The organism is Aestuariibaculum sp. YM273, assembly GCF_030908365.1.
GTDB lineage: Bacteria > Bacteroidota > Bacteroidia > Flavobacteriales > Flavobacteriaceae > Aestuariibaculum > Aestuariibaculum marinum.
In genome coordinates, this window is record NZ_CP133090.1 from 2,188,424 (window position 1) to 2,210,070 (window position 21,647).

Annotated in this window: 20 protein-coding genes and 1 tRNA gene; 16 read left to right on the forward strand and 5 right to left on the reverse strand. The window is 35.8% G+C overall.

Annotation, left to right across the window (positions count from 1 at the left end):
* Positions 1-60: 60 nt before the first annotated feature.
* The 12 genes from RBH94_RS09260 to RBH94_RS09315 all read left to right on the forward strand — a co-directional run bounded on the left by RBH94_RS09260 (position 61) and on the right by RBH94_RS09315 (position 14,615).
* On the forward strand, positions 61-2,013 hold the full coding sequence (locus tag RBH94_RS09260; RefSeq protein WP_307883153.1) for a penicillin-binding protein: 1,953 nt from the start codon (positions 61-63) through the stop codon (positions 2,011-2,013).
* The gene (locus RBH94_RS09265; RefSeq protein ID WP_307880650.1) at positions 2,010-3,473 is read left to right on the forward strand and encodes a UDP-N-acetylmuramoyl-L-alanyl-D-glutamate--2,6-diaminopimelate ligase; all 1,464 of its coding nucleotides are present in this window, start codon (positions 2,010-2,012) and stop codon (positions 3,471-3,473) included. The genes RBH94_RS09260 and RBH94_RS09265 overlap by 4 nt, the downstream gene beginning before the upstream one ends.
* Before the next feature lie 11 nt (positions 3,474-3,484).
* A complete protein-coding gene (gene mraY, locus RBH94_RS09270) occupies positions 3,485-4,726 on the forward strand; it encodes a phospho-N-acetylmuramoyl-pentapeptide-transferase (protein ID WP_307880651.1) in 1,242 nt (413 codons plus the stop codon).
* Complete coding sequence (murD, locus tag RBH94_RS09275) at positions 4,727-6,058, forward strand: UDP-N-acetylmuramoyl-L-alanine--D-glutamate ligase (protein ID WP_307880652.1); 1,332 nt, start codon at positions 4,727-4,729, stop codon at positions 6,056-6,058. It begins immediately after the preceding gene.
* A 33-nt stretch (positions 6,059-6,091) separates the two neighbouring features.
* Positions 6,092-7,294 (forward strand): FtsW/RodA/SpoVE family cell cycle protein, encoded by a 1,203-nt coding sequence (locus RBH94_RS09280; RefSeq protein WP_307880653.1) that lies wholly within the window; start codon positions 6,092-6,094, stop codon positions 7,292-7,294.
* Between the two features lie 13 nt (positions 7,295-7,307).
* A complete protein-coding gene (murG, locus tag RBH94_RS09285; protein ID WP_307880654.1) occupies positions 7,308-8,417 on the forward strand; it encodes an undecaprenyldiphospho-muramoylpentapeptide beta-N-acetylglucosaminyltransferase in 1,110 nt (369 codons plus the stop codon).
* On the forward strand, positions 8,418-9,770 hold the full coding sequence (gene murC / locus RBH94_RS09290; RefSeq protein WP_307880655.1) for a UDP-N-acetylmuramate--L-alanine ligase: 1,353 nt from the start codon (positions 8,418-8,420) through the stop codon (positions 9,768-9,770).
* Positions 9,771-9,786: 16 nt separating this feature from the next.
* The gene (locus RBH94_RS09295; RefSeq protein WP_307880656.1) at positions 9,787-10,479 is read left to right on the forward strand and encodes a cell division protein FtsQ/DivIB; all 693 of its coding nucleotides are present in this window, start codon (positions 9,787-9,789) and stop codon (positions 10,477-10,479) included.
* A gap of 3 nt (positions 10,480-10,482) precedes the next feature.
* A complete protein-coding gene (ftsA, locus tag RBH94_RS09300; protein WP_307880657.1) occupies positions 10,483-11,826 on the forward strand; it encodes a cell division protein FtsA in 1,344 nt (447 codons plus the stop codon).
* A 141-nt stretch (positions 11,827-11,967) separates the two neighbouring features.
* A complete protein-coding gene (ftsZ, locus tag RBH94_RS09305) occupies positions 11,968-13,932 on the forward strand; it encodes a cell division protein FtsZ (protein ID WP_307880658.1) in 1,965 nt (654 codons plus the stop codon).
* Between the two features lie 132 nt (positions 13,933-14,064).
* Positions 14,065-14,514, forward strand: coding sequence for a GatB/YqeY domain-containing protein (locus tag RBH94_RS09310; RefSeq protein ID WP_307880659.1), 450 nt, complete (start codon positions 14,065-14,067; stop codon positions 14,512-14,514).
* 27 nt (positions 14,515-14,541) lie between these two features.
* A tRNA-Arg gene (locus RBH94_RS09315) sits at positions 14,542-14,615 on the forward strand.
* Positions 14,616-14,773: 158 nt separating this feature from the next.
* Here the strand turns inward: RBH94_RS09315 and deoD are convergent.
* A complete protein-coding gene (gene deoD / locus RBH94_RS09320) occupies positions 14,774-15,472 on the reverse strand; it encodes a purine-nucleoside phosphorylase (RefSeq protein ID WP_307880660.1) in 699 nt (232 codons plus the stop codon).
* Between the two features lie 199 nt (positions 15,473-15,671).
* On the opposite strand from deoD, the gene RBH94_RS09325 reads away from it, so the two are divergent.
* From RBH94_RS09325 to RBH94_RS09340, 4 genes are all read left to right on the forward strand, one after another.
* Complete coding sequence (locus RBH94_RS09325; RefSeq protein WP_307880661.1) at positions 15,672-16,121, forward strand: Hsp20/alpha crystallin family protein; 450 nt, start codon at positions 15,672-15,674, stop codon at positions 16,119-16,121.
* Between the two features lie 269 nt (positions 16,122-16,390).
* Positions 16,391-17,242, forward strand: a complete 852-nt coding sequence (locus RBH94_RS09330; RefSeq protein ID WP_307880662.1) for a zinc-dependent peptidase — start codon at positions 16,391-16,393, stop codon at positions 17,240-17,242.
* Between the two features lie 75 nt (positions 17,243-17,317).
* Positions 17,318-17,737, forward strand: a complete 420-nt coding sequence (locus tag RBH94_RS09335) for a CBS domain-containing protein (protein ID WP_307880663.1) — start codon at positions 17,318-17,320, stop codon at positions 17,735-17,737.
* Positions 17,738-17,797: 60 nt separating this feature from the next.
* Complete coding sequence (locus RBH94_RS09340) at positions 17,798-18,214, forward strand: CBS domain-containing protein (protein ID WP_241739559.1); 417 nt, start codon at positions 17,798-17,800, stop codon at positions 18,212-18,214.
* Here the strand turns inward: RBH94_RS09340 and rpe are convergent.
* The 4 genes from rpe to RBH94_RS09360 form a co-directional block, all read right to left on the reverse strand.
* Complete coding sequence (gene rpe, locus RBH94_RS09345; protein WP_307880664.1) at positions 18,211-18,873, reverse strand: ribulose-phosphate 3-epimerase; 663 nt, start codon at positions 18,871-18,873, stop codon at positions 18,211-18,213. The two genes, RBH94_RS09340 and rpe, sit on opposite strands and share 4 nt — an antisense overlap.
* A 174-nt stretch (positions 18,874-19,047) precedes the next feature.
* Positions 19,048-19,911 (reverse strand): RNA polymerase sigma factor RpoD/SigA, encoded by an 864-nt coding sequence (locus RBH94_RS09350; RefSeq protein WP_034041378.1) that lies wholly within the window; start codon positions 19,909-19,911, stop codon positions 19,048-19,050.
* Positions 19,912-20,076: 165 nt separating this feature from the next.
* Positions 20,077-20,451 carry a hypothetical protein gene (locus RBH94_RS09355; RefSeq protein ID WP_307880665.1) on the reverse strand — a complete coding sequence of 125 codons (375 nt, stop codon included), beginning with the start codon at positions 20,449-20,451 and terminating at the stop codon, positions 20,077-20,079.
* Between the two features lie 64 nt (positions 20,452-20,515).
* Positions 20,516-21,514 (reverse strand): hypothetical protein, encoded by a 999-nt coding sequence (locus tag RBH94_RS09360; RefSeq protein ID WP_307880666.1) that lies wholly within the window; start codon positions 21,512-21,514, stop codon positions 20,516-20,518.
* Between the last annotated feature and the right edge of the window lie 133 nt (positions 21,515-21,647).

A 21,647-nucleotide genomic window follows, 5' to 3' on the forward strand; every position in this document is an offset into this window, starting at 1 on the left:
CAAAACTTGGCAGTAAACGAGAAAAACATATTAAACCGCTTGTATTTTATATCAGGATGTATGTTCGTCTTTGGTGCTGCTGTGCTGTTTAAATTGTTTAGTATACAATTTTTACAAGGAGAAAAGTATCGTGCATTGGCAGATACACGTGTGGTTAAGAATGTGAAAATCCCTGCCAATCGCGGTAATGTGTATTCGGTTAATGGAAACTTACTCGCTACATCGGTGCCAAAGTACGATGTGCGCATCGATTTGCTGACCCCAACTAGTAATACATTTGAAAAATATCTTATTCCTTTATGTGATTCTTTAGCGGCCTACTCGGGGCGTTCGTCAAGATCTTATCAAAAAGCATTGCGTAAAGCGCGAGCCAATAGAAATCGGTATTATTTATTAGCTAGAAATGTTGGGTACGGTGATTATATTCGTTTAAGAAGTTTCCCAATGCTTAGGTTAGGAGCTTTTAAAGGTGGGTTGATTGTAGAGCAAACTACCAAGCGCGAACATCCCATGGGAGCGATAGCTCAACGTTCAATAGGTTATGAACGATTTGATGAAGATGGAAATGTAACACGCGCCGGTATCGATGGCGCTTTTGGCGTTAAATACTTAAGGGGAACCGACGGGCAACGCAGAAAACAAAAAATTGGTAAAGGGCAATGGAAGCCTTTAAGTGATGCTAACGAAATTGAACCTAAAGATGGTTACGACGTATATACGACTATAGATGTTAATATTCAGGATATAGCACATCATGCGTTATTGAAACAATTAGAAGAGTACGAAGCCGACCATGGTTGCGTGGTGGTTATGGAAGCTAAAACCGGTGAGATTCGTGCGATTTCAAACTTGGGTAGAAATGAAAACGGATATTATTATGAGCGTTTAAACTATGCGGTTGGTGAAGCGCATGAGCCTGGTTCTACGTTTAAGGTCATGGCATTAATGGCTGCTTTAGAAGATAAAGTGGTTGATACCTCTACAGTGATTGATACCGGAGTTGGGTATAAGCAGTTTTACGGAAAAGGTATAAAAGATACGCATGGTCACGGAAAAATTTCTGCGGCAAGAACATTAGAAGTGTCATCTAATATTGGGTTGGCAACTATTATAGATGATGGATATGCTAAACAACCGCAAAAGTTTGTGGATCATTTACAAGATTGGGAATTAGATAAGCCGCTTGGTTTGCCAATAATTGGTGAGGGTGAACCTGTGATTCCAAAACCGGGTGATAAAATTTGGAGTAGAAACGCTTTGCCATCTATGGCGTATGGCTATAATTTAAAGTTAACTCCACTTCAAACACTTACGTTTTACAATGCGATTGCTAATAATGGGGTGTTAGTAAAGCCGAAGTTTATAAGGGAAGTGAAAGAGTTAGATCATGTAGTGGAATCTTTTGACGGAGATAATGAAGGTGATAAAATCTGTTCAGATAAAACACTAAAAGAAATTCAAAATATTTTAAAGCATATAGTGGAGCGAGGAACTGGGCGTTCCTTATATTCGCCGTATTTTTCTATGGCGGGTAAAACAGGTACGGCACAAACTGAATATTGGATGAAAGATTGGAAAGAAAATCGTCGATACATTTCATCGTTTGCTGGGTATTTTCCAGCCGATAATCCAAAATATTCATGTATCGTGGTCATTCATAAACCAAGTGTTAAAAAAGGATATTATGGAGCTGATGTAACGGGGCCCGTGTTCAAAAGAATTGCTCAAAAAATACATACAGATACGCCGATTATAGACGAGGTGAAGACCTTAGAAGTAAAGCATGCTTCTGTAGAAAAAGAGTTTAATAGTTTTTATAAAACAGCCCAGACCTATAAAACTATTATGCCAAATGTCGTGGGATTACCGGCTATGGATGCAGTAGCTTTATTAGAAAATATGCAGGTGCATGTAAAAGTAAAATTACAAGGTAGTGGTGTTGTAAAAAGCCAGTCTATCAATAAAAATATAAAGTTAAAAAATAACCAAACCATCATATTAACAGCTTCATGATAGCTTTGAAAGACATATTATATAAAGTTACTATTAATGCTGTGGTAGGTAATACTACTGTAAATATAGAGGCTATCGATTTTGATTCTAGAAAAATCAAGAGCGATGATGTGTTTGTGGCGATTTCTGGAAGTGTAGTAGATGGACATAAGTATATTGATGCAGCTATAAAACAGGGGGCAAAGGCGATTGTTTGTGAGGTTATGCCTGAAAGTTTAGTTGAAGGAATAACTTATGTTGAGGTTGATAATTCGCACAAGGCTTTAGCGATTATGGCATCGAATTATTACGATGTGCCTTCAGAAAATTTAAAGCTTGTTGGTGTTACCGGAACAAACGGAAAAACCACGGTTACCAGTTTGTTGTATCAGTTATTTAAGAAGGCAGGATATAAAGTAGGCTTATTATCCACTGTGAAAATTATGGTTGATGATAAACAGTTTAAAACCACACACACCACGCCAGATTCGCTGACGATTAACAAGTATTTGAAAATGATGAATGATGAAGGTGTTGAGTTTTGCTTTATGGAAGTGAGCTCACACGGTATTCATCAACATAGAACCACCGGATTACATTTTGAAGGCGGTGTGTTTACTAATTTATCACATGATCATTTAGATTACCATAACACCTTTGCAGAATATCGCGATGTTAAAAAATCGTTTTTCGATCATCTGCCAAAAGAAGCTTTTGCTTTAGTAAATGTTGATGATAAGAATGGTTTAGTGATGTTGCAAAATACAAAAGCCAGAAAACAAACCTATGCTCTAAAAACGTATGCTGACTATAAAGCGCAGATTTTAGAGAATCAGTTTGGAGGTTTATTGTTAAAAATTAACGAAGCTGAGGTTTGGACACGTCTAATTGGTAGCTTCAATGCGTATAACGTATTAGCCATCTATGCGACTGCAGAGTTGTTAGGCTTAGAAAAAGTAGAGGTGCTTCGATTAATCAGTGAGCTGGAAAGTGTTAGCGGACGTTTTCAGTATATGATTTCCAACGATAAAATCACAGCAATTGTAGATTATGCTCATACTCCTGATGCGTTGAAAAACGTGTTGGAAACTATAAATAGTATTCGAACTAAAAACGAAGAGTTAATTACTGTTGTGGGTTGTGGTGGCGATCGCGATAAAACCAAGCGACCTAAAATGGGACATATTGCTTCGGCGTTAAGTACAAAAGTAATTTTTACAAGTGATAATCCACGAAGTGAACAACCAGAAGCGATATTGGAAGATATTGAAAAAGGTGTGGAACCTCAAAATTTTAAAAAGACCTTAACGATTGTAGATCGGGCTCAGGCTATTAAGGCGGCTTGCCAGATTGCACAGTCTAACGATATTATTTTAATTGCAGGCAAAGGGCATGAAACGTATCAGGAGATTAAAGGTGAGCGTTTCGACTTTGATGATTTTAAAATGGTAAACGATTATTTAAAACAATTACAGAAATAAAAGAATAGTAGATGCTGTATTATTTATTTGAATATTTAGAACAACAATTCCAATTTCCGGGAGCTTCACTTTTTGGGTTTATTACCTTTAGAGCTGCTTTAGCGATGATTTTGTCATTGTTAATATCTACTATTTACGGAAAGCGTATCATTCGTTTTTTACAAAAAAAACAAATGGGCGAAACCATTAGAGACTTGGGGCTTGAAGGGCAAAGTGAAAAGGCTGGAACACCAACGATGGGTGGAATCATCATCATTTTAGCAACCTTAATTCCAGTGTTGTTATTGGCGAAACTAGAAAACATATACATCATCTTGCTTTTAATAACAACGGTTTGGATGGGTGTTATTGGTTTTATTGATGATTACCTAAAGAAATTTAAACAAGATAAAGAAGGTTTAAAAGGGCGTTTTAAAGTTCTTGGACAAATCGGACTTGGAGTGATTGTTGGAGCAACCTTGTATTTCCATAACGATGTAACGATAAAAGAAAAAGTGTCGGTTGAACAGCAACAAGAAATTGTAGCTCAAGATGCTAATGTGTCTCCGGCAAAGTTGTTTAATGGTGAAGAGAAATCGACTAAAACCACTATCCCCTTTGTGAAGGGAAATGAGTTTGATTACGCCGATTTAATTACTTGGATTAGTCCGAGTTTAGAAAAATATGCATGGGTGGTATTCATTTTGGCTACCATTTTTATTATCACAGCCGTTTCGAACGGAGCAAACCTAACCGATGGTATTGACGGATTGGCAGCAGGAACATCAGCTATTATTGTGCTAACGCTAGGAATCTTTGCCTTTGTATCGGGACACATTGTATTCTCAGAATATTTAAACATCATGTACATTCCGCGTATCGAGGAAATCACGATTTATATTACAGCGTTTGTTGGAGCCTTAATCGGATTTTTATGGTATAATACCTATCCGGCGCAGGTGTTTATGGGAGATACAGGAAGTTTAACTATTGGTGGAATCATTGCAGTTATTGCTATTGCGGTTCGTAAGGAATGGTTAATTCCCGTGTTATGTGGTATTTTCTTAGCAGAGAATTTATCGGTGGTGATGCAGGTGAGTTGGTTTAAGTATACCAAGAAGAAATATGGTGAAGGGCGTCGCATTTTCAAAATGTCGCCGTTACATCACCACTATCAGAAATCGGGATATCACGAAAGTAAAATAGTAACACGATTTTGGATTGTTGGCATATTGCTGGCTATTCTTTCAATCGTGACCTTGAAAATTAGATAGATGAAACGATTAGTGGTGCTTGGAGGAGGAGAAAGTGGAGTAGGAACTGCACTTCTCGCAAAGGCTAAAGGATATGAAGTTTTTGTGTCTGATAAAGGAAAAATAAAAGACAAATATAGACAGGTTCTTATACATAATGAGATTGAATGGGAAGACGAAACGCATTCGGAATCTAAAATTTTGAATGCCGATATCGTGATGAAAAGCCCTGGTATTCCGGATAAAGCGCCTTTGGTAAAACAAATTCGCGAAAAAGGAATTCAGGTGGTTTCAGAAATCGAATTCGCATCAAAATTTACAAAAGCAACCATTGTTGGAATTACTGGTAGCAACGGTAAAACCACAACTTCAACATTAACGCATTACATTTTAAAGCAGGAGTTGAATGTAGGTTTGGGCGGTAATATTGGTGATAGTTTTGCAAAACAGGTTTTAGAACACGATTACCCGAATTACGTTTTAGAAATCAGTAGTTTTCAGTTAGATGATATCGATACATTTAAACCGAAAATTGCTGTATTACTGAATGTAACTCCTGATCATTTAGATCGATATGATTACAAGTTTGAAAATTATATCGCTTCAAAATTCAGGATTGCAGAAAATCAAACCAAAGAAGATTATTTGGTTTACGATGCCGATGATGAAGTGATCACCAATTGGTTAAAAGAGCACCCGGTTCAATCGACATTATTACCGTTTTCAATAACAAAAAAAGTAGATAAGGGTGCATATTTAGAAGAGGAAAAGATGATTATAGCAATTGATAACAACCAGATACATATGTCAACAAACAATCTTGCATTAGAAGGTAAGCATAATATTAAAAATGCTATGGCAGCCTCAACCGTAGCGCATTTGCTTAAAATTAGAAAGCAGACCATCCGCGAAAGCCTAGAAAGTTTTCAAGGTGTTGAACATCGTTTAGAGCAGGTGCTTAAAATTAATAAAGTACAGTATATAAACGATTCTAAAGCAACTAATGTAAACGCAACATATTTTGCTTTAGAAAGTATGGATGCACCGACTATTTGGATTGTTGGCGGGGTTGATAAAGGCAATAATTATGAGGAGTTATTTGCTTTTGTAAATGAGAAGGTGAAAGCTGTTATCTGTCTGGGTGTTGATAACGATAAACTTATTGATACGTTTGGAGGTATGGTTGATACTATTGTTGAAACTCAAAGTATGGAGGAGGCTGTAAAAATGGCTTATAAGTTGTCTGAATCTGGGGATAACGTACTATTGTCTCCTGCATGTGCAAGTTTTGATTTGTTTGAAAATTATGAAGACCGTGGGCGTCAGTTTAAAGATGCTGTTAGAAATTTATAAAAATTAAGAAAAAAGAAAATAATTAGTTAAAAAGTGCAGGCACTATTTAAAAACATAAAAGGCGATAAATTAATTTGGGCGATAGTAGCTTTAATGGCTATACTATCGTTTTTGCCTGTGTATAGTGCTGCCAGTAATTTGGCTTATCGAGGTGATAGTACCAATACATTTGCGTTTTTTATTAAGCATTTTATGCATCTGTTTTTAGGGTTTGCCATTATGTATGGTGTGCATAAAATACCGTATCGATATTTTAGAGGGTTATCGCTTATTATGATTCCGGTTGTTCTGGTTTTATTAGGAATCACGATGCTTCAAGGTACAACTATAGATGGAGCTAATGCAAGTAGATGGATTCAAATACCTATCGTGGGAATGTCGTTTCAAACATCAACCTTTGCAGCGGTTGTGCTTTTGGTGTATGTAGCACGATACATGTCCAAAATGAAAGATGAAGTCATCACATTTAAGGAATCAATTTTACCACTTTGGACGCCAGTATTTTTAGTATTAGCATTAATTTTGCCGGCCAATTTATCAACAGCTGCTATTATATTTTTAATGGTGGTTATGCTGGTGTTTTTAGGCGGATATCCTATACGTTATTTGGCGGTAATTATTGGTTCTGGAATATTGGCACTAGCTATGTTTGTTTTGGTGGCCAAAGCATTTCCGGGAGTGATGCCTAATCGTGTAGATACCTGGATGAGTCGTATTGAGAATTTTTCTAATGATGAAGATACTGAAGCCGATTATCAAATTGAAAAGGCTAAAATAGCGATTGCTTCTGGTGGAATTCAGGGTGTGGGACCGGGTAAAAGTATTCAAAAGAACTTTTTACCACAATCATCATCCGATTTCATTTTTGCGATTATTGTAGAAGAATATGGCTCTATTGGAGGTGTGTTTATTATGGTGATGTATATGTGGCTATTATTTAGAATAGTTATCGTTGCTCAAAAAACCGATACAGTATTTGGTAAGTTACTGGCGCTTGGTGTTGGTTTGCCAATTGTATTTCAGGCGTTAATAAACATGGCGGTGGCTGTAGAATTATTTCCAGTTACAGGACAAACCTTGCCGTTAATCAGTAGTGGGGGAACCTCGATATGGATGACATGTCTCGCTATTGGAATTGTTTTAAGTGTAAGCGCTCAGCGCGAAGAAATAAAAGAACAAGAAGAAGTATTGACGGAAGAAGAAAATCCGTTGGGAATTTTATCTGAAACGATATAAATAGGATTAATTAGTGGCGACAAAAAACACATATAAAATTGTATTGTCTGGTGGAGGAACAGGAGGACATATTTATCCTGCAATTGCTATTGCGAATGAATTGAAGCATCGTATGCCTGATGCCGAGTTTTTATTCGTTGGTGCAAAAGATAGAATGGAGATGGAAAAAATACCACAGGCCGGATATAAAATTGAAGGACTATGGATTTCTGGAATTCAGCGTCAGTTAACGATGAAGAATTTAATGTTTCCGTTTAAGCTAATGAGTAGTTTGTACAATGCTCGTAAAATAGTGAAGTCCTTTAAGCCTGATGTGGCTATAGGTACGGGAGGTTTTGCAAGCGGACCGTTATTGTATATGGCATCGCAGAATGGTATTCCGAGTTTAATACAGGAGCAAAATTCGTTTCCGGGAATCACCAATAAATTGTTGGCAAAACACGTTCAGAAAATATGTGTGGCTTACGATGAGTTAGAGCGATTTTTTCCGGCAGATAAAATTATAAAAACCGGGAATCCGGTGCGTCAAGGCTTGTTGGATATCAATTCGAAAACCGAAGAGGCTAAAAAGCTTTTCGACTTGAAAGAAGGAAAGTTAACCTTGCTGGTCTTAGGAGGAAGTTTAGGAGCAAGACGCATCAATGAGCTTATCGAAAAGGAGTTGGATTTTTTCGATACACAAAATGTTCAGGTGATTTGGCAGTGTGGTAAGTTGTATTATCAGCAGTATAAAATCTATAATAATACAGTGAATGTACAGGTGCATGAGTTTTTAAATAATATGGATTTTGCTTATGCTGCGGCCGATATTGTGATATCGCGCGCAGGAGCAAGTTCGGTGTCAGAACTTTGTATTGTTGGTAAGCCAGTCATTTTTATTCCGTCACCTAATGTGGCTGAAGACCATCAAACCAAAAATGCCATGGCCATTGTAGACAACAATGCAGCCATGATTATTAAGGAAGATGAATTGGAAGTGGATTTTAAAAATAAATTTTCACAGCTGGTAGCATCACCGCAAAAGCAGAAGGAACTTGGAGAAAATATAAAGAAAATAGCATTGGTTAATGCTACAAAAGATATAGCAGACGAGGTTGAAATACTTCTAAAGGTTAAAAGTTAAATGAATTTAAACAGCATACATAACGTTTATTTTGTTGGTGTCGGTGGTATCGGTATGAGTGCTTTGGCGCGCTATTTTGTGGCCAACGGAAAAGCGGTTGCAGGGTACGATAAAACCCCTACCGATATTACGTCTGGTCTTGAGGATTTGGGTGTGGCTGTTCATTTTGAAGATGCTATAGATAATATTCCAGCTACGTTTAAAAATATTGAAACAACTTTAGTGGTGTATACGCCTGCGGTACCTAAAGATCATGCTGAGTTAAACTATTTTACAACTGAAGGGTTTCAGGTGTTAAAACGGTCTCAGGTACTTGGTGTTATTACAGAAAACACATTTTGTTTAGCTGTTGCAGGAACGCATGGAAAAACGACAACAACCAGTATTCTGGGGCATTTAATGAAGGTTTGCGATGTGCCTGTTACCGCTTTTTTAGGAGGTATTAGTGAGAATTACAATTCAAACTTAATCCTAAACGGAACTGAAGTATCGGTTGTGGAAGCCGATGAGTTTGATCGTTCGTTTTTAACCTTGTCACCAGATTTAGCATGTATCACATCTATGGATGCTGATCATTTAGATATTTATGGTGATGCATCAGAATTGAAAAAGTCTTTTGAAGATTTTTCAAAACGTGTTAAATCAAATGGGAAGCTGTTTGTTAAAAATGGTTTGCCTATTTCGGGAATAACATACGGTATTGAAGACGACGCTGATTATAGTGTAAAAAATATAAAAATAGTAAACGGTACTTATGTGTTTGATGTGAAAACACCAACCACAGTACTCGAAAATTTAGAATTTAACCTGCCCGGGAGACATAATTTGTCGAATGCATTAATAGCCTTGGCGATGGCTGTAGAATATGGTTGCCCTAACCAGCAGCTCGCCAAAGCTTTAGCATCCTACAAGGGGGTGAAACGTCGATTTACGTATCAGATTAAAACTAATGATCTAGTGTTTATTGACGATTATGCCCATCATCCGGAAGAAATTAATGCGGTGCATCAAGCAGTAAGAGAGATGTATCCAAGCAAAAAAGTGCTGGCTGTTTTTCAACCGCATTTATTTAGTAGAACACGAGATTTTGCTGATGAATTTGCGGCAAGCTTAGCTCAGTTTGATGAGTTATTATTGTTGGATGTTTATCCGGCTCGCGAGTTGCCAATAGAAGGGGTGACATCCCAGTGGTTATTAGAAAAAATTGAGAATAACAAAAAGAAGTTAGTGAGTAAGACAGAGCTCTTAACCGAAATCCATAAAAGTGAGGCACAAGTTATCCTTACTATTGGAGCAGGTGATATAGGAGAAGAAGTAAAACGAATAAAAAAGGAATTTAGCGTTGCAAATTAATTGGAATTACATAAAAATGGGCGTATTACTCACACTGGTTGGGTTTCTGTTTGCTTTTGCATCCAATAGAAACGCATCTCGAGTGGTTATGCAGCCTAACGTTAAATTTGTTGGCGAAAACAATTTATACATTACAGATGAGACTGTTAGTAAATTGTTAATACAAAATTTTGGTGAAGTTAAAAATGTTGCTAAAGAAACTTTAGATTTGAATGAATTAGAGAATGCCCTAAAATCTAATCCAATGATCAAAAATGCAGAAGTGTATCTCGCTGTAAACGGAACACTTAATGCAGAAGTTGAACAAAAAACACCTATTGCAAGAGTTAGCACCAATGCGTCTTATTACATAGATAGTGATGGCAAATACATGCCTTTATCGAGTAATTACTCCGCACGAGTGCCGCTGGTTACTGGTTTTATTGAAAAAAATAATTTAGCAGAAGTTTATACCGTTGCCAAAAAGATTACAACCGATGATTTCCTTGAAAAACATGTTATAGAAATTCATCAAAGCAAAGACGAGAAGATATTTTTAAAACTCAGACAATGCAACTTTTTAGTACAGTTAGGCGATACTAAATTTTTAGATAAGAAGATTAATAATCTTAAAGCGTTCTATCAAAAAAACTTGAAAGAGCATACGCTTAAGAATTATAGTAAGGTCAATTTGCAGTTTGACAACCAAGTAGTGTGTACCAAAATTTAAGCAATGGAGCATAATTTAGCAGTAGGATTAGACATAGGAACCACAAAAATTGTGGCCATGATTGGGCGTAAAAATGATTACGGTAAAGTTGAAATTTTAGGCATTGGTAGGTCTAAAAGTTTGGGTGTTCACCGTGGCGTTGTTAATAACATTACGCAAACCATTCAATCTATTCAGCAGGCAGTTCAAGAGGCTGAGGCCGCTGCCGGTATGAAAATAGAAAATGTTACTGTTGGTATTGCAGGTCAACATATTCGAAGCTTACAACATAGCGACTACATCACGCGCGCAAATTCAGAAACAGTTATCGACGATGATGATATCGACCGATTAATTAATCAGGTACATAAATTGGTTATGCTTCCGGGTGAAGAAATTATTCACGTATTACCTCAAGAGTATAAAGTGGATGGTCAGGCTGAAATTAAAGAGCCTATCGGAATGTATGGCGGTCGTTTAGAAGCAAATTTCCATGTGGTTGTTGGTCAGGTGTCTTCCATTAGAAACATTGGGCGTTGTGTAAAAAGTTCAGGTTTAAATCTTGAAGGGATCACTTTAGAGCCTTTAGCATCTGCTAATGCGGTGTTAAGTCAGGAAGAAAAAGAAGCGGGAGTAGCACTAATTGATATCGGTGGTGGTACTACCGATTTGGCAATTTTCAGAGATGGAATTATACGTCATACAGCGGTTATTCCTTTTGGAGGAAATGTGATTACTGAAGATATTAAGGAAGGGTGCTCGATTATTGAAAAGCAAGCTGAATTGCTTAAAATAAAATTTGGTTCTGCATGGCCGGGAGAAAATAAAGACAACGAGATTGTTTCTATTCCTGGGTTGCGAGGTCGTGAACCAAAGGAAATCACTTTAAAAAATCTGTCGAAAATTATCCATGCTCGAGTGGTTGAAATTGTCGAGCAGGTTTACGTAGAAATTAAAAACTACGGACACGAAGAACAGAAAAAGAAACTTATTGCCGGTATTGTTTTAACAGGTGGAGGCGCTCAGTTAAAACACTTAAAGCAGTTGGTAGAATATATAACAGGAATGGATACTAGAATTGGGTATCCTAACGAGCATTTAGCTGGCGATAGTGATGATGATATTACAAGTCCGTTATTTGCTACGGCGGTAGGGCTAGTGTTAGACGGGTTAAAACGTCAAGAACGCAGACGTGTAGAACAACAAGAGGATGTTGTCGCTGAAGAAACTCCTGTAGCAGAAAATGCAGCAGAGGCATCTACAGAAGAACAACAGGAACCTATAGAGCCGCAACCAATAAAAGAACGTCGTTCTTTTTTAGATAAGTTAACAGAGCGTGTTAAAGATTTTTTAGATAACGCCGAATAAATCAACTCTTGAAGGTGTAGTGCACCTTCAGGGGTAAATGAATATAGAACTCGAGCAGAGACTCGACATTTTTAAATCTCGATTATCGAGGAAAAAAAATAGATTAAAGAAAAATTAAATTATACCAGTAAAACAGAATTTATGAGCAGCAAAAAAGAATTCGAAAGCATCGCATTTGATTTACCAAAAAATCAATCAAATGTTATTAAAGTTATTGGTGTTGGCGGTGGCGGTAGCAACGCTATCAATCACATGTTCCAACAAGGTATTAAAGGGGTAGACTTTTACATCTGTAATACCGATGCCCAGGCACTTCAAAATAGTGGTGTACCCAATAAAATACAGTTAGGAGTTAATTTAACCGAAGGATTAGGAGCTGGTGCCAACCCTGAGGTGGGTAAAAACTCTGCCGTAGAAAGTTTTGAAGACATTTCAACCATGTTAGATACTAACACGAAAATGGTTTTCATTACGGCCGGAATGGGCGGTGGTACAGGTACAGGTGCTGCACCTATTATTGCAAAAATGTCTAAAGATTTAGATATTTTAACCGTAGGTATCGTTACTATGCCGTTCCAGTTCGAAGGAAAAATGCGTATCGAACAGGCGCAAAAGGGTGTTGAAGAATTAAGAGATGTAGTCGATTCGTTAATCGTAATTAACAATAATAAGCTTCGTGAAGTTTACGGAAACTTAGGCTTTAAAGCCGGGTTCTCTAAAGCCGACGAAGTGTTATCCACAGCTGCTCGTGGTATAGCCGAAGTTATTACACATCACTACACTCAAAATATCGATTTACGTGATGCTAAAACCGTATTAAGTAATAGTGGAACTGCTATTATGGGATCGGCTATAGCTGCTGGACAAAACCGTGCTCAAGATGCTATTCGTAAAGCTTTAGATTCTCCGTTATTAAACGATAATAAAATTACAGGAGCCAAAAACGTGTTACTATTAATTGTTTCGGGTTCACATGAAATTACTATCGATGAGATTGGAGAAATTAATGATCATATTCAAAATGAAGCTGGTCATGGTGCCAATATCATTATGGGGGTTGGTGAAGACGACGCTTTAGAAGAATCTATTGCAGTAACTATTATCGCAACGGGTTTTAATGTAGAGCAACAGGACGAAATTTCTAATACCGAAACAAAAAAGGTGGTGCACTCTTTAGGAAGTGACGATGCAGAGCCTAAAAAGCCTGTCGCTAAAACTAAAGATCCGGTAATTATAGAACCTGTTATTGAGCTGGAAGAGAAGAAAGAACCACCAGTGGTTAGACATACTTTAGATTTTGATGTGGAAGAAGAGGAACCTGTTTTTGAAAAAAAGTCGGAAACCAACCAAAGGGCCGATAATGATTTTAACATCATTCCAACATCAGAGTTTATTAAAAATATCAATGTGCAATATGAAGAAGTAAAAGGACACGTTGAAGAGGATGACGATTTTGTTATAAAACCAGTAACAAGAATGTCAACACCAGAACCAGTTGTTGATGCTGAAGAAGAAGAAAAGCAAATCACCTTAACCTTCGATTTACCGATATCTAACGAGGAAAAATCGCAACCAAAACAAACGCAAGAACCTAAGCGATTTGATTTGGAGGAAGAAGTAAAACAAATTCAGGTTAATGATTATGTAGAGCTTATTCCGGTAAACGAAACTAACGAAAAAGGAGATATTCGTTATGCTTTAGAAGATTATGCAGAGCCAGAAACTTCAAAGGCAAAAAAGCAAACCAATGTTTTAGAAGACTACGATCAAGACGTGGTTTTTGAAAAGAAAACAGTTAAAAAGGAAGTTTCAGAAGCTGATTTGGCAGAAGAAATAGACCCTATGAATAGTCCGATTTCAGATATGTTAAAAGAGCGTGCTGAAGAGCGCAGACGTAAGATGAAAGACTTTAACTATAAGTTTAATAATGCAAAAATAGACGATATAGAAAAAGTGCCGGCTTACAAGCGTCAAGGTGTAAATTTAAATGAAGCCAGACATTCATCGGAAACTAATAATATCTCAAGAACTAGCGTTGGTTTAGACGATAATGATGATATTCAGTTAAGAAGTAATAATTCATTTTTACATGACAATGTAGATTAATTTAGTACACTACCCTTTCTATGTTATGGATCCCGTAAAGTCCCTCTCTCAACTTTACGGGTTTTTTATGCATTTAAATGAGGTAACGAAACTATTTTTCTTAGTATATTCGCAATCAAATAAAATATACCAATGAGTTTACAACAAGATATCATGACGGCGTTAAAGGAAGCCATGAAAGCTAAAGATCAAACGGCTTTAACGGCTTTAAGAGCAGTAAAATCAGCTATTTTATTAGCACAAACCGAAGCAGGCGGGCAGGACGGTTTAACCGAAGAGCAAGAGCTTAAAATGCTTCAAAAGTTGGTAAAACAACGTAAAGACAGTGCAGCGATATATGTTGAACAAGGACGTGAGGATTTAGCAGCGCCTGAATTGGCAGAAGCTGAAGTGATTAGTCAATTCTTACCGGAAGCTTTATCTGAAGAAGAAATCGAGAAAGTTGTGGTTAAGGTTATTGCTGAAACTGGAGCAGAAGGTATGAAAGATATGGGGAAAGTAATGGGTGTTGTGTCTCAGGAATTGGCAGGTAAAGCTGATGGAAAAACCATATCGACAATTGTTAGACAAAAGTTAGCATAATAGCATAATCTTTGTAAAAGAGAAATTGGCCACGTAGCTCAGCTGAATAGAGCACTGGATTTCGGCTCCAGCGGTCGGGGGTTTGAATCCCTCCGTGGTCACGAATAAATAAAAATACCCTACGTCAAATCAAGCTTGCTTGAATTTGTAAGTAAGCTGTTTTTATTTTCAAACCGGAACATTTTGGGAAATATAATCTTCCGTGGTCACATTTTGAAAAACGCTATATAATTTAATAGAATTATGTAGCGTTTTTATTTTAACCAATATTCAACGCAATATCAACCATGCTGTTAAACGTGCTTTCGCGTTCTTTTGCACTCGTTGTTTCTTTAGATACCAGAGAGTCTGAAATGGTTAAAACAGTTAATGCATTTACGTTGTTTTTTGCAGCAATGCTATAAAGTCCTGCAGTTTCCATCTCTACACAAAGTACGCCATATTCGGCCCAGATTTTATAGAATTCTGGATTGTCATCATAAAACACATCGGCGGTTAATATGTTTCCGGCATGGAAGGAAATGTTATTGGTTTTGGCATAATCTACAGCTTTTTCAAATAGGTTATAACTTGCTGTTGGTGCATAGGTATACGATCCGAATTTGGATGTGTTAATGGCAGAGGTCGACGATGCCGACATGGCAATAACAATGTCTTTAAGTTTTACGTGTTCTTGGTACGAACCGGCAGTGCCAACACGAATCAGGTTTTTAACCTCATAATCGTTAATGAGTTCGTGATAATAAATTAAAGCAGAAGGTACCCCCATACCGCTGGCTTGAACTGAGATGCGTTTACCTTTATAAAATCCTGTAAAGCCAAGCATGCCCCGAACTTTATTGTAACAAACCACGTCCTCTAGAAAGGTATTGGCAATCCATTGGGCGCGTAATGGGTCTCCAGGTAATAAAACAGTATCGGCGATGGCGCCTTTTTCGGCTTCAATATGTACACTCATCTCATCATAAATTATGCAGTTTTAAAGTTAACGATAATAGATTAATCAAATACTGACAATCATCATAAAGCTTATTTAACAACATGAATTTTTATTCAATTTACTCGGGTAAATGTCCTTTAACTGATATTTATCATATTATAAAGGGTTCATTAATATTATATTAGACCAGTAAATTAATAATCAAAAATTAATTGTCATGTCACTCACAAAGTTTAACAACCGAAACAGATTATTCCCTTGGAATAATTTAGACTTAAAGAGCTTTTTAAGCTCTGATGACTTTTTTAATTCAGATTTTTTTGCAGAAGAAGGATTGATGCCAGCTATGAACGTTAAAGAACATCATACTGATTTTGAAATTGAATTTGCCGCACCGGGATTCAATAAAAAAGATTTTGAAGTGACTATTGAAGACAATGTCTTGTATGTAAGTGGTGAAAAGAAAATGGAAAAAGAAGAGAAAGAAGATGATTATACTCGCCAAGAGTTTAGTTATAATTCTTTTAAACGCTCTTTAAGACTTCCAGAAACTGTAGATGTTAGTAAAGAAATTGAAGCGACTTACAAAAACGGCATTTTAAAATTAAACCTTTTAAAAAAAGAACCTATTAAAGAGATTCCTAAAAAGGTAGTAGAGATTAATTAACAACTTAATAAGTAGAAAGCTGTTTTAGGCTTTCTACTTAACTTTTTAAATCAATTGTCGAACTAATACTTTATTTATATGGGAAAGGGCTTTTATAATTAGTTACACATTATAAACTATTTGTTATTGAGAGGAAGAGTAATGTAACAAATAGCGATTTTTTTTGCCTTACTGTTCGCAGTAAGGCTTTTTTAAATATTCGATTAAATATATACCAACTTTTTTGATTAAGTTTAGCATGTGTAACCCCAAATACATTGTATTGTTTTATGTTCAATCTGGTTTTGGTAAGAGATATGGATTTAAGTAGTGTTATACTACTTGGTGTTTTATTGGTGTTCCTTTTAGGGATTATTATTAACTATATCTTTAAAATGGTTGAAATGGCGTATGTTATGCGCTACAAAAAGCCAATGTATAATCACGTTTACCTTTATCTAAAACGCCTGAATAAAAGCCAGCGGTTAATATTGGAGCGACAATTTACGTTTTATAATAAACTTCCAAATAAATCCAAACGTCACTTTGAGCATCGTGTGTTCCGTTTTATAGAGGACAAAGAATTTATAGGTAGGTCTGGAGTTGAAATTAACGATGAAATAAAAGTGTTAATTTCTGCTACAGCAGTTATGTTAACCTTTGGGTTTAGAGACTTTTATATAGGTCTAATATCTAAAATTGTAGTGTATCCAACCAAGTTTTATTCAAAAACCAATGATGCCTATCACAAAGGGGAGTTTAATCCTAAATTAGAAGCGTTGGTTGTGTCGTGGGAAGATTTTAAAGAAGGTTATAAATCGGCGGATGATAATTTAAATTTAGGAATCCACGAGCTTACACATGCCATACATATAAATAGTATTAAAGAAAGAGATGTAAGTTCTACCATCTTCAGTGATACGTTTAAAGAATTATCTGAATTATTAGTTAATGATGAAGCTTTGCGTGCTCGTTTAATGAGTTCAGGATACTTTAGAAAATATGCGTTTACTAACCAGTTTGAGTTTTTAGCTGTGGTAATCGAAAACTTTATTGAAACTCCTAATACCTTCCAGTTAGAATTTCCTGAGATCTATGTAAAGGTTAAACAAATGCTAAATTTTAATATAGTAGGATATTAGTATTATAACATGATTTTTGTCATGAATCTTTAAGCTGTTGTTTGCTAATTTTATAAGGTAAAAACAGATAAGAAGATGATACGTACAACACCAGTTTCGATGATAATGACAACGCCTGTTATTACATTAAAGGAGAATGATAATTTAGATAAAGCAGAGCATCTTTTAAAATCTCACCATATTAGACATATTCCTGTAGTTTCTGGTTTTTATGTCAGAGGCATGTTGAGTTATAACGATATATTAAGATTGAGTTTTGCAGATTTAACCGAAGATTCGCAGGATGATGCCGATATTTTGGTCTATAAAATGTTTAAAGTTAAGCAAGTAATGACTAAAAACGTTTTAACGGTATCTTCAACAAGTACCATAAAAGAAGTGGCTGAAATATTTGCAGAACACGAATTTCATGCCTTACCAGTTGTTGATAGCAACAGATTGGTGGGCATTGTGACAACAACAGATTTGATAAAATATTTGCTTAATCATTTTTGATTGTTCTAATTTCAATTAAAACCAACCATTCAGAATATATAACCAAAAAACTAATAGACTATGAATGCTTTAATACCTGTATCAGATATTATGACGGAGAATGTCATAGCTCTGAATAGAACAGACGATTTAGAAAGAGCTGAAACGCTTTTTAATAAATACCGTATTAAACATATCCCTGTAGTGTGTAAAGATGTTGTAATTGGTATGTTAAGCTTCACTGATCTTCAAAAAATAAGTTTAGCAGAAGCAACAGCCGATGAACATGATGTTAACGCAGTGGTTTATAATAGTTATACCATTGAGCAGGTTATGACCAAAAATGTGGTAACCATTACAGCAGATACGACCATAAAAGAGGCTGCTACTATATTAGCCAATAGTGCTTTTCATGCCTTGCCAGTTGTAGAGGAAGGGATGTTAATTGGTATTGTTACAACAAGGGATTTATTGAAATACTATCTAAAAAACTATTAAGAGTTAGCAATTTCTCTTAAGTCTTTAATAGTTTCAATAGGTGTTTCACTTTTAAAAACATAGCTGCCTGCAACTAAAACATCGGCACCAGCATCAACCAATGCTTTGGCGTTTTTATTAGTTACACCACCATCAATTTCAATAATGGTTGAGGCGCCTTTGCGCTCAATTAAAGCTTTAAGTTGCTTGACTTTGTCATAGGTGTTTTCAATAAAACTTTGGCCACCAAAACCAGGGTTCACACTCATAATAAGTACTAGGTCGATATCGTTAATGGTATCTTCTAAAAGGCTAACGTTAGTATGCGGGTTTAAGGATACCCCAGCTTTCATGCCTTCGGCTTTAATGGCTTGAAGTGTGCGGTGTAGGTGTGTACATGCCTCATAGTGGACCGTTAATACATTGCTTCCTAAGTCGGCAAAAGTTTTAATATAACGGTCTGGATCAACAATCATTAAGTGCACATCTAAAGTTTTTTTAGCATGTCTGCCAATAGCTTCTAAAACAGGCATACCAAAAGAAATGTTTGGAACAAAAACACCATCCATGATATCTATATGGAACCAATCGGCATCACTTTGATTAACCATTTCAATATCGCGTTGAAGGTTTGCAAAATCTGCAGCTAATAACGATGGGGCAATTAATTTAGAACTCATGTTGTGTGGTGTGTTTTTGTGAATTTTTTGCAAATATAGAAAAGCCTAGTAACTAAAAGGTTAAAGAATGCATAAAAATAAACCCCCGGTAATCAGCCGGGGGTTCTTTCATCAATCAAAAAACGAACAGTTATGTGTAACTGTTGTTACGTTTACTTAGTCGTAAAAACTTTACTAACCTAAATATGTTTTTAATATTTTACTTCTAGACGTATGTTTTAATCTACGAATAGCTTTTTCTTTAATTTGTCTAACACGCTCACGGGTTAAATCGAAGGTTTCTCCAATTTCTTCAAGCGTCATTGGGTGTTGGTTTCCTAAACCAAAATACAGACGAATTACATCAGCTTCACGAGGCGTTAAAGTTTCCAGAGCACGTTCAATCTCGGTACGAAGCGATTCGTGTAATAATTCTCTATCTGGGTTAGGCGACTCCCCACTGTTTAATACATCATATAAGTTAGAATCTTCACCTTCAACTAAAGGCGCATCCATACTTACGTGACGTCCTGAGTTTTTCATAGACTCTTTAACATCATTAATGGTCATGTCTAACTCTTTAGCAATTTCTTCAGCACTTGGCGGGCGCTCATGACTTTGCTCTAAAAATGCGAAAGTCTTATTAATTTTATTAATAGAACCAATTTTGTTTAAAGGCAAACGTACAATACGCGACTGCTCAGCTAATGCTTGTAAGATAGACTGACGAATCCACCAAACAGCATACGAGATGAATTTAAAACCACGCGTTTCATCGAAACGTTGAGCGGCTTTAATTAACCCCAGGTTACCTTCGTTAATTAAATCGGGAAGGGTTAAACCTTGGTTTTGGTATTGTTTAGCTACCGATACAACGAAACGTAAATTAGCTTTTGTTAATTTTTCTAAAGCGATTTGATCTCCTGCCTTAATGCGTTGTGCTAATTCTACTTCTTCGTCGGCTGTAATTAAGTCAACTTTACCAATTTCTTGTAAATACTTATCTAGCGAAGCTGTTTCTCTATTGGTAACCTGCTTCGTAATTTTAAGTTGTCTCATTTAAAAAGTGCTCCTGTAAATAATTATATGAATATTACTTTTGTATATAGTTATACGTAATAAGACAAAAAAATGTTACAAAAATTATGAAATTCTTTTTTTTGTCCTATTTATATGACACTGAAACTGTATGGAAGTCACACATTATAAGTAGGTTCCGGTAAATTAAATTTTTATTAAAGTTTTGCTGTTAAGGTTAATGGAATCAAGCATTTCTTGGGTGAATGCATAATGCCCGCGTGCAGTAATTAACCTAAATCTGGAAGATTTCATGGCACTTAATGTGTTCAGGAAAATCCATTTGGATTTCAATAACTTTGGTTTTTCTGATTTTAAACTAATATCAAAATAATACTTTCGACCCTCTTTAGTCGCTACAACATCTGGGGTTATGGAAATGCCACTGCCAGATTTTGTGTAGGATTTAGGGGTTTCGTAACCGTCAATGTCTGCTTTGATATTTTCAAAGCCATGGTTTTCTAAATAATTAATAGAATTTTTTAGAATGTCTGAATATTTTGCTTTGTCTTCGTAAATCATAATTCGTAAGTTAATGAAAATGAGTGTTAAATAAAAATTAGCGAAAGGGTTTAACGAATTTTTGTTATATGTATAACATTTTGTCACCCATATTTATGCGCTCTTTGGCGATAGAAATTTTTTGATAGACTTTTTTAAAGAAAAGGGTTCTGTCCCGTTCTCCGGCGGTGGTTAAAAGTTTTGAGTTGGACATGAGTTTTTGTAAAAATTCATGCATCATGTCGCATGTTTCTTTATGTTCAACTTTAAAGTAGCTTAAAACTGTAAATGGAGAAAAAAATACTTTTCCGTAAGGAGTAATGACCATTATGGTGTTCGATAAAGACTGTAAATCACATTTGTAAAGCATAAAAGAAAGAGAATTATTCTGACCATTAATGCTTTGATTAATAGTTTTGTTTTCAACAAGCGTAATAACATCATGGATATCGTCACATATTTGCAATGCGGATTCTTTTGAAACTAAACCAGCTTCGAAATAATAGAGTACTTGCTGAATCGATCCGTTAACAGTGTTATCGCTCCAGAGTTCAATAACATTGGTATGATTGTAAATTTCACCCAATTCAAAAGCACTCTTCAATAAGGATGAAGGAATGGTTTTTACCCAATCATCAAAAGTAATTTTACTTTTAGTCATTTCTATATTTAGGTCTTTTAGCCAAACATACATTTTGTATCTGGTAAGTAGAGAATTGGTTAGTGTGTGGAAAACCGGGATATCTTTACTGGAATAAATAAACTGGGCATTTTTTACTTTTTTTACGGCAATAACATGTTTTGTCGATTCTTTTATCCATTGTTCTAATCCTTGAACATCGTTAATCGGTGAAGATAATTCTGTGACAATAGAATTTTTATTTCCAATTTCGAAAAGCTTGTTTAATGAGATGTTATAGTGTTTTGCTAGCTTAACACTTTCCTCTAGCGTAAGGTTTGTTTTTAAGTTTATACGCCGGTAAGCAGCATCATAGCCGATGTCGAGTATTTCTGCTATCTCATGTGCAAAGGATGTTGGGTTTTCAAACTTATCCTTTAAAGATTGAATAAATAATTCTTGCATTTTTTAAAAAATTGCAAGTAGGTTGGTATTAGGTTTTGCATAAATTACAAAAAATAAATGAGCTTTACGCCTAATGTGTAAATGTTTTGTGAATTGTATGGTTTAATTTTATGTTAATGTAAGTCGTTAAAAA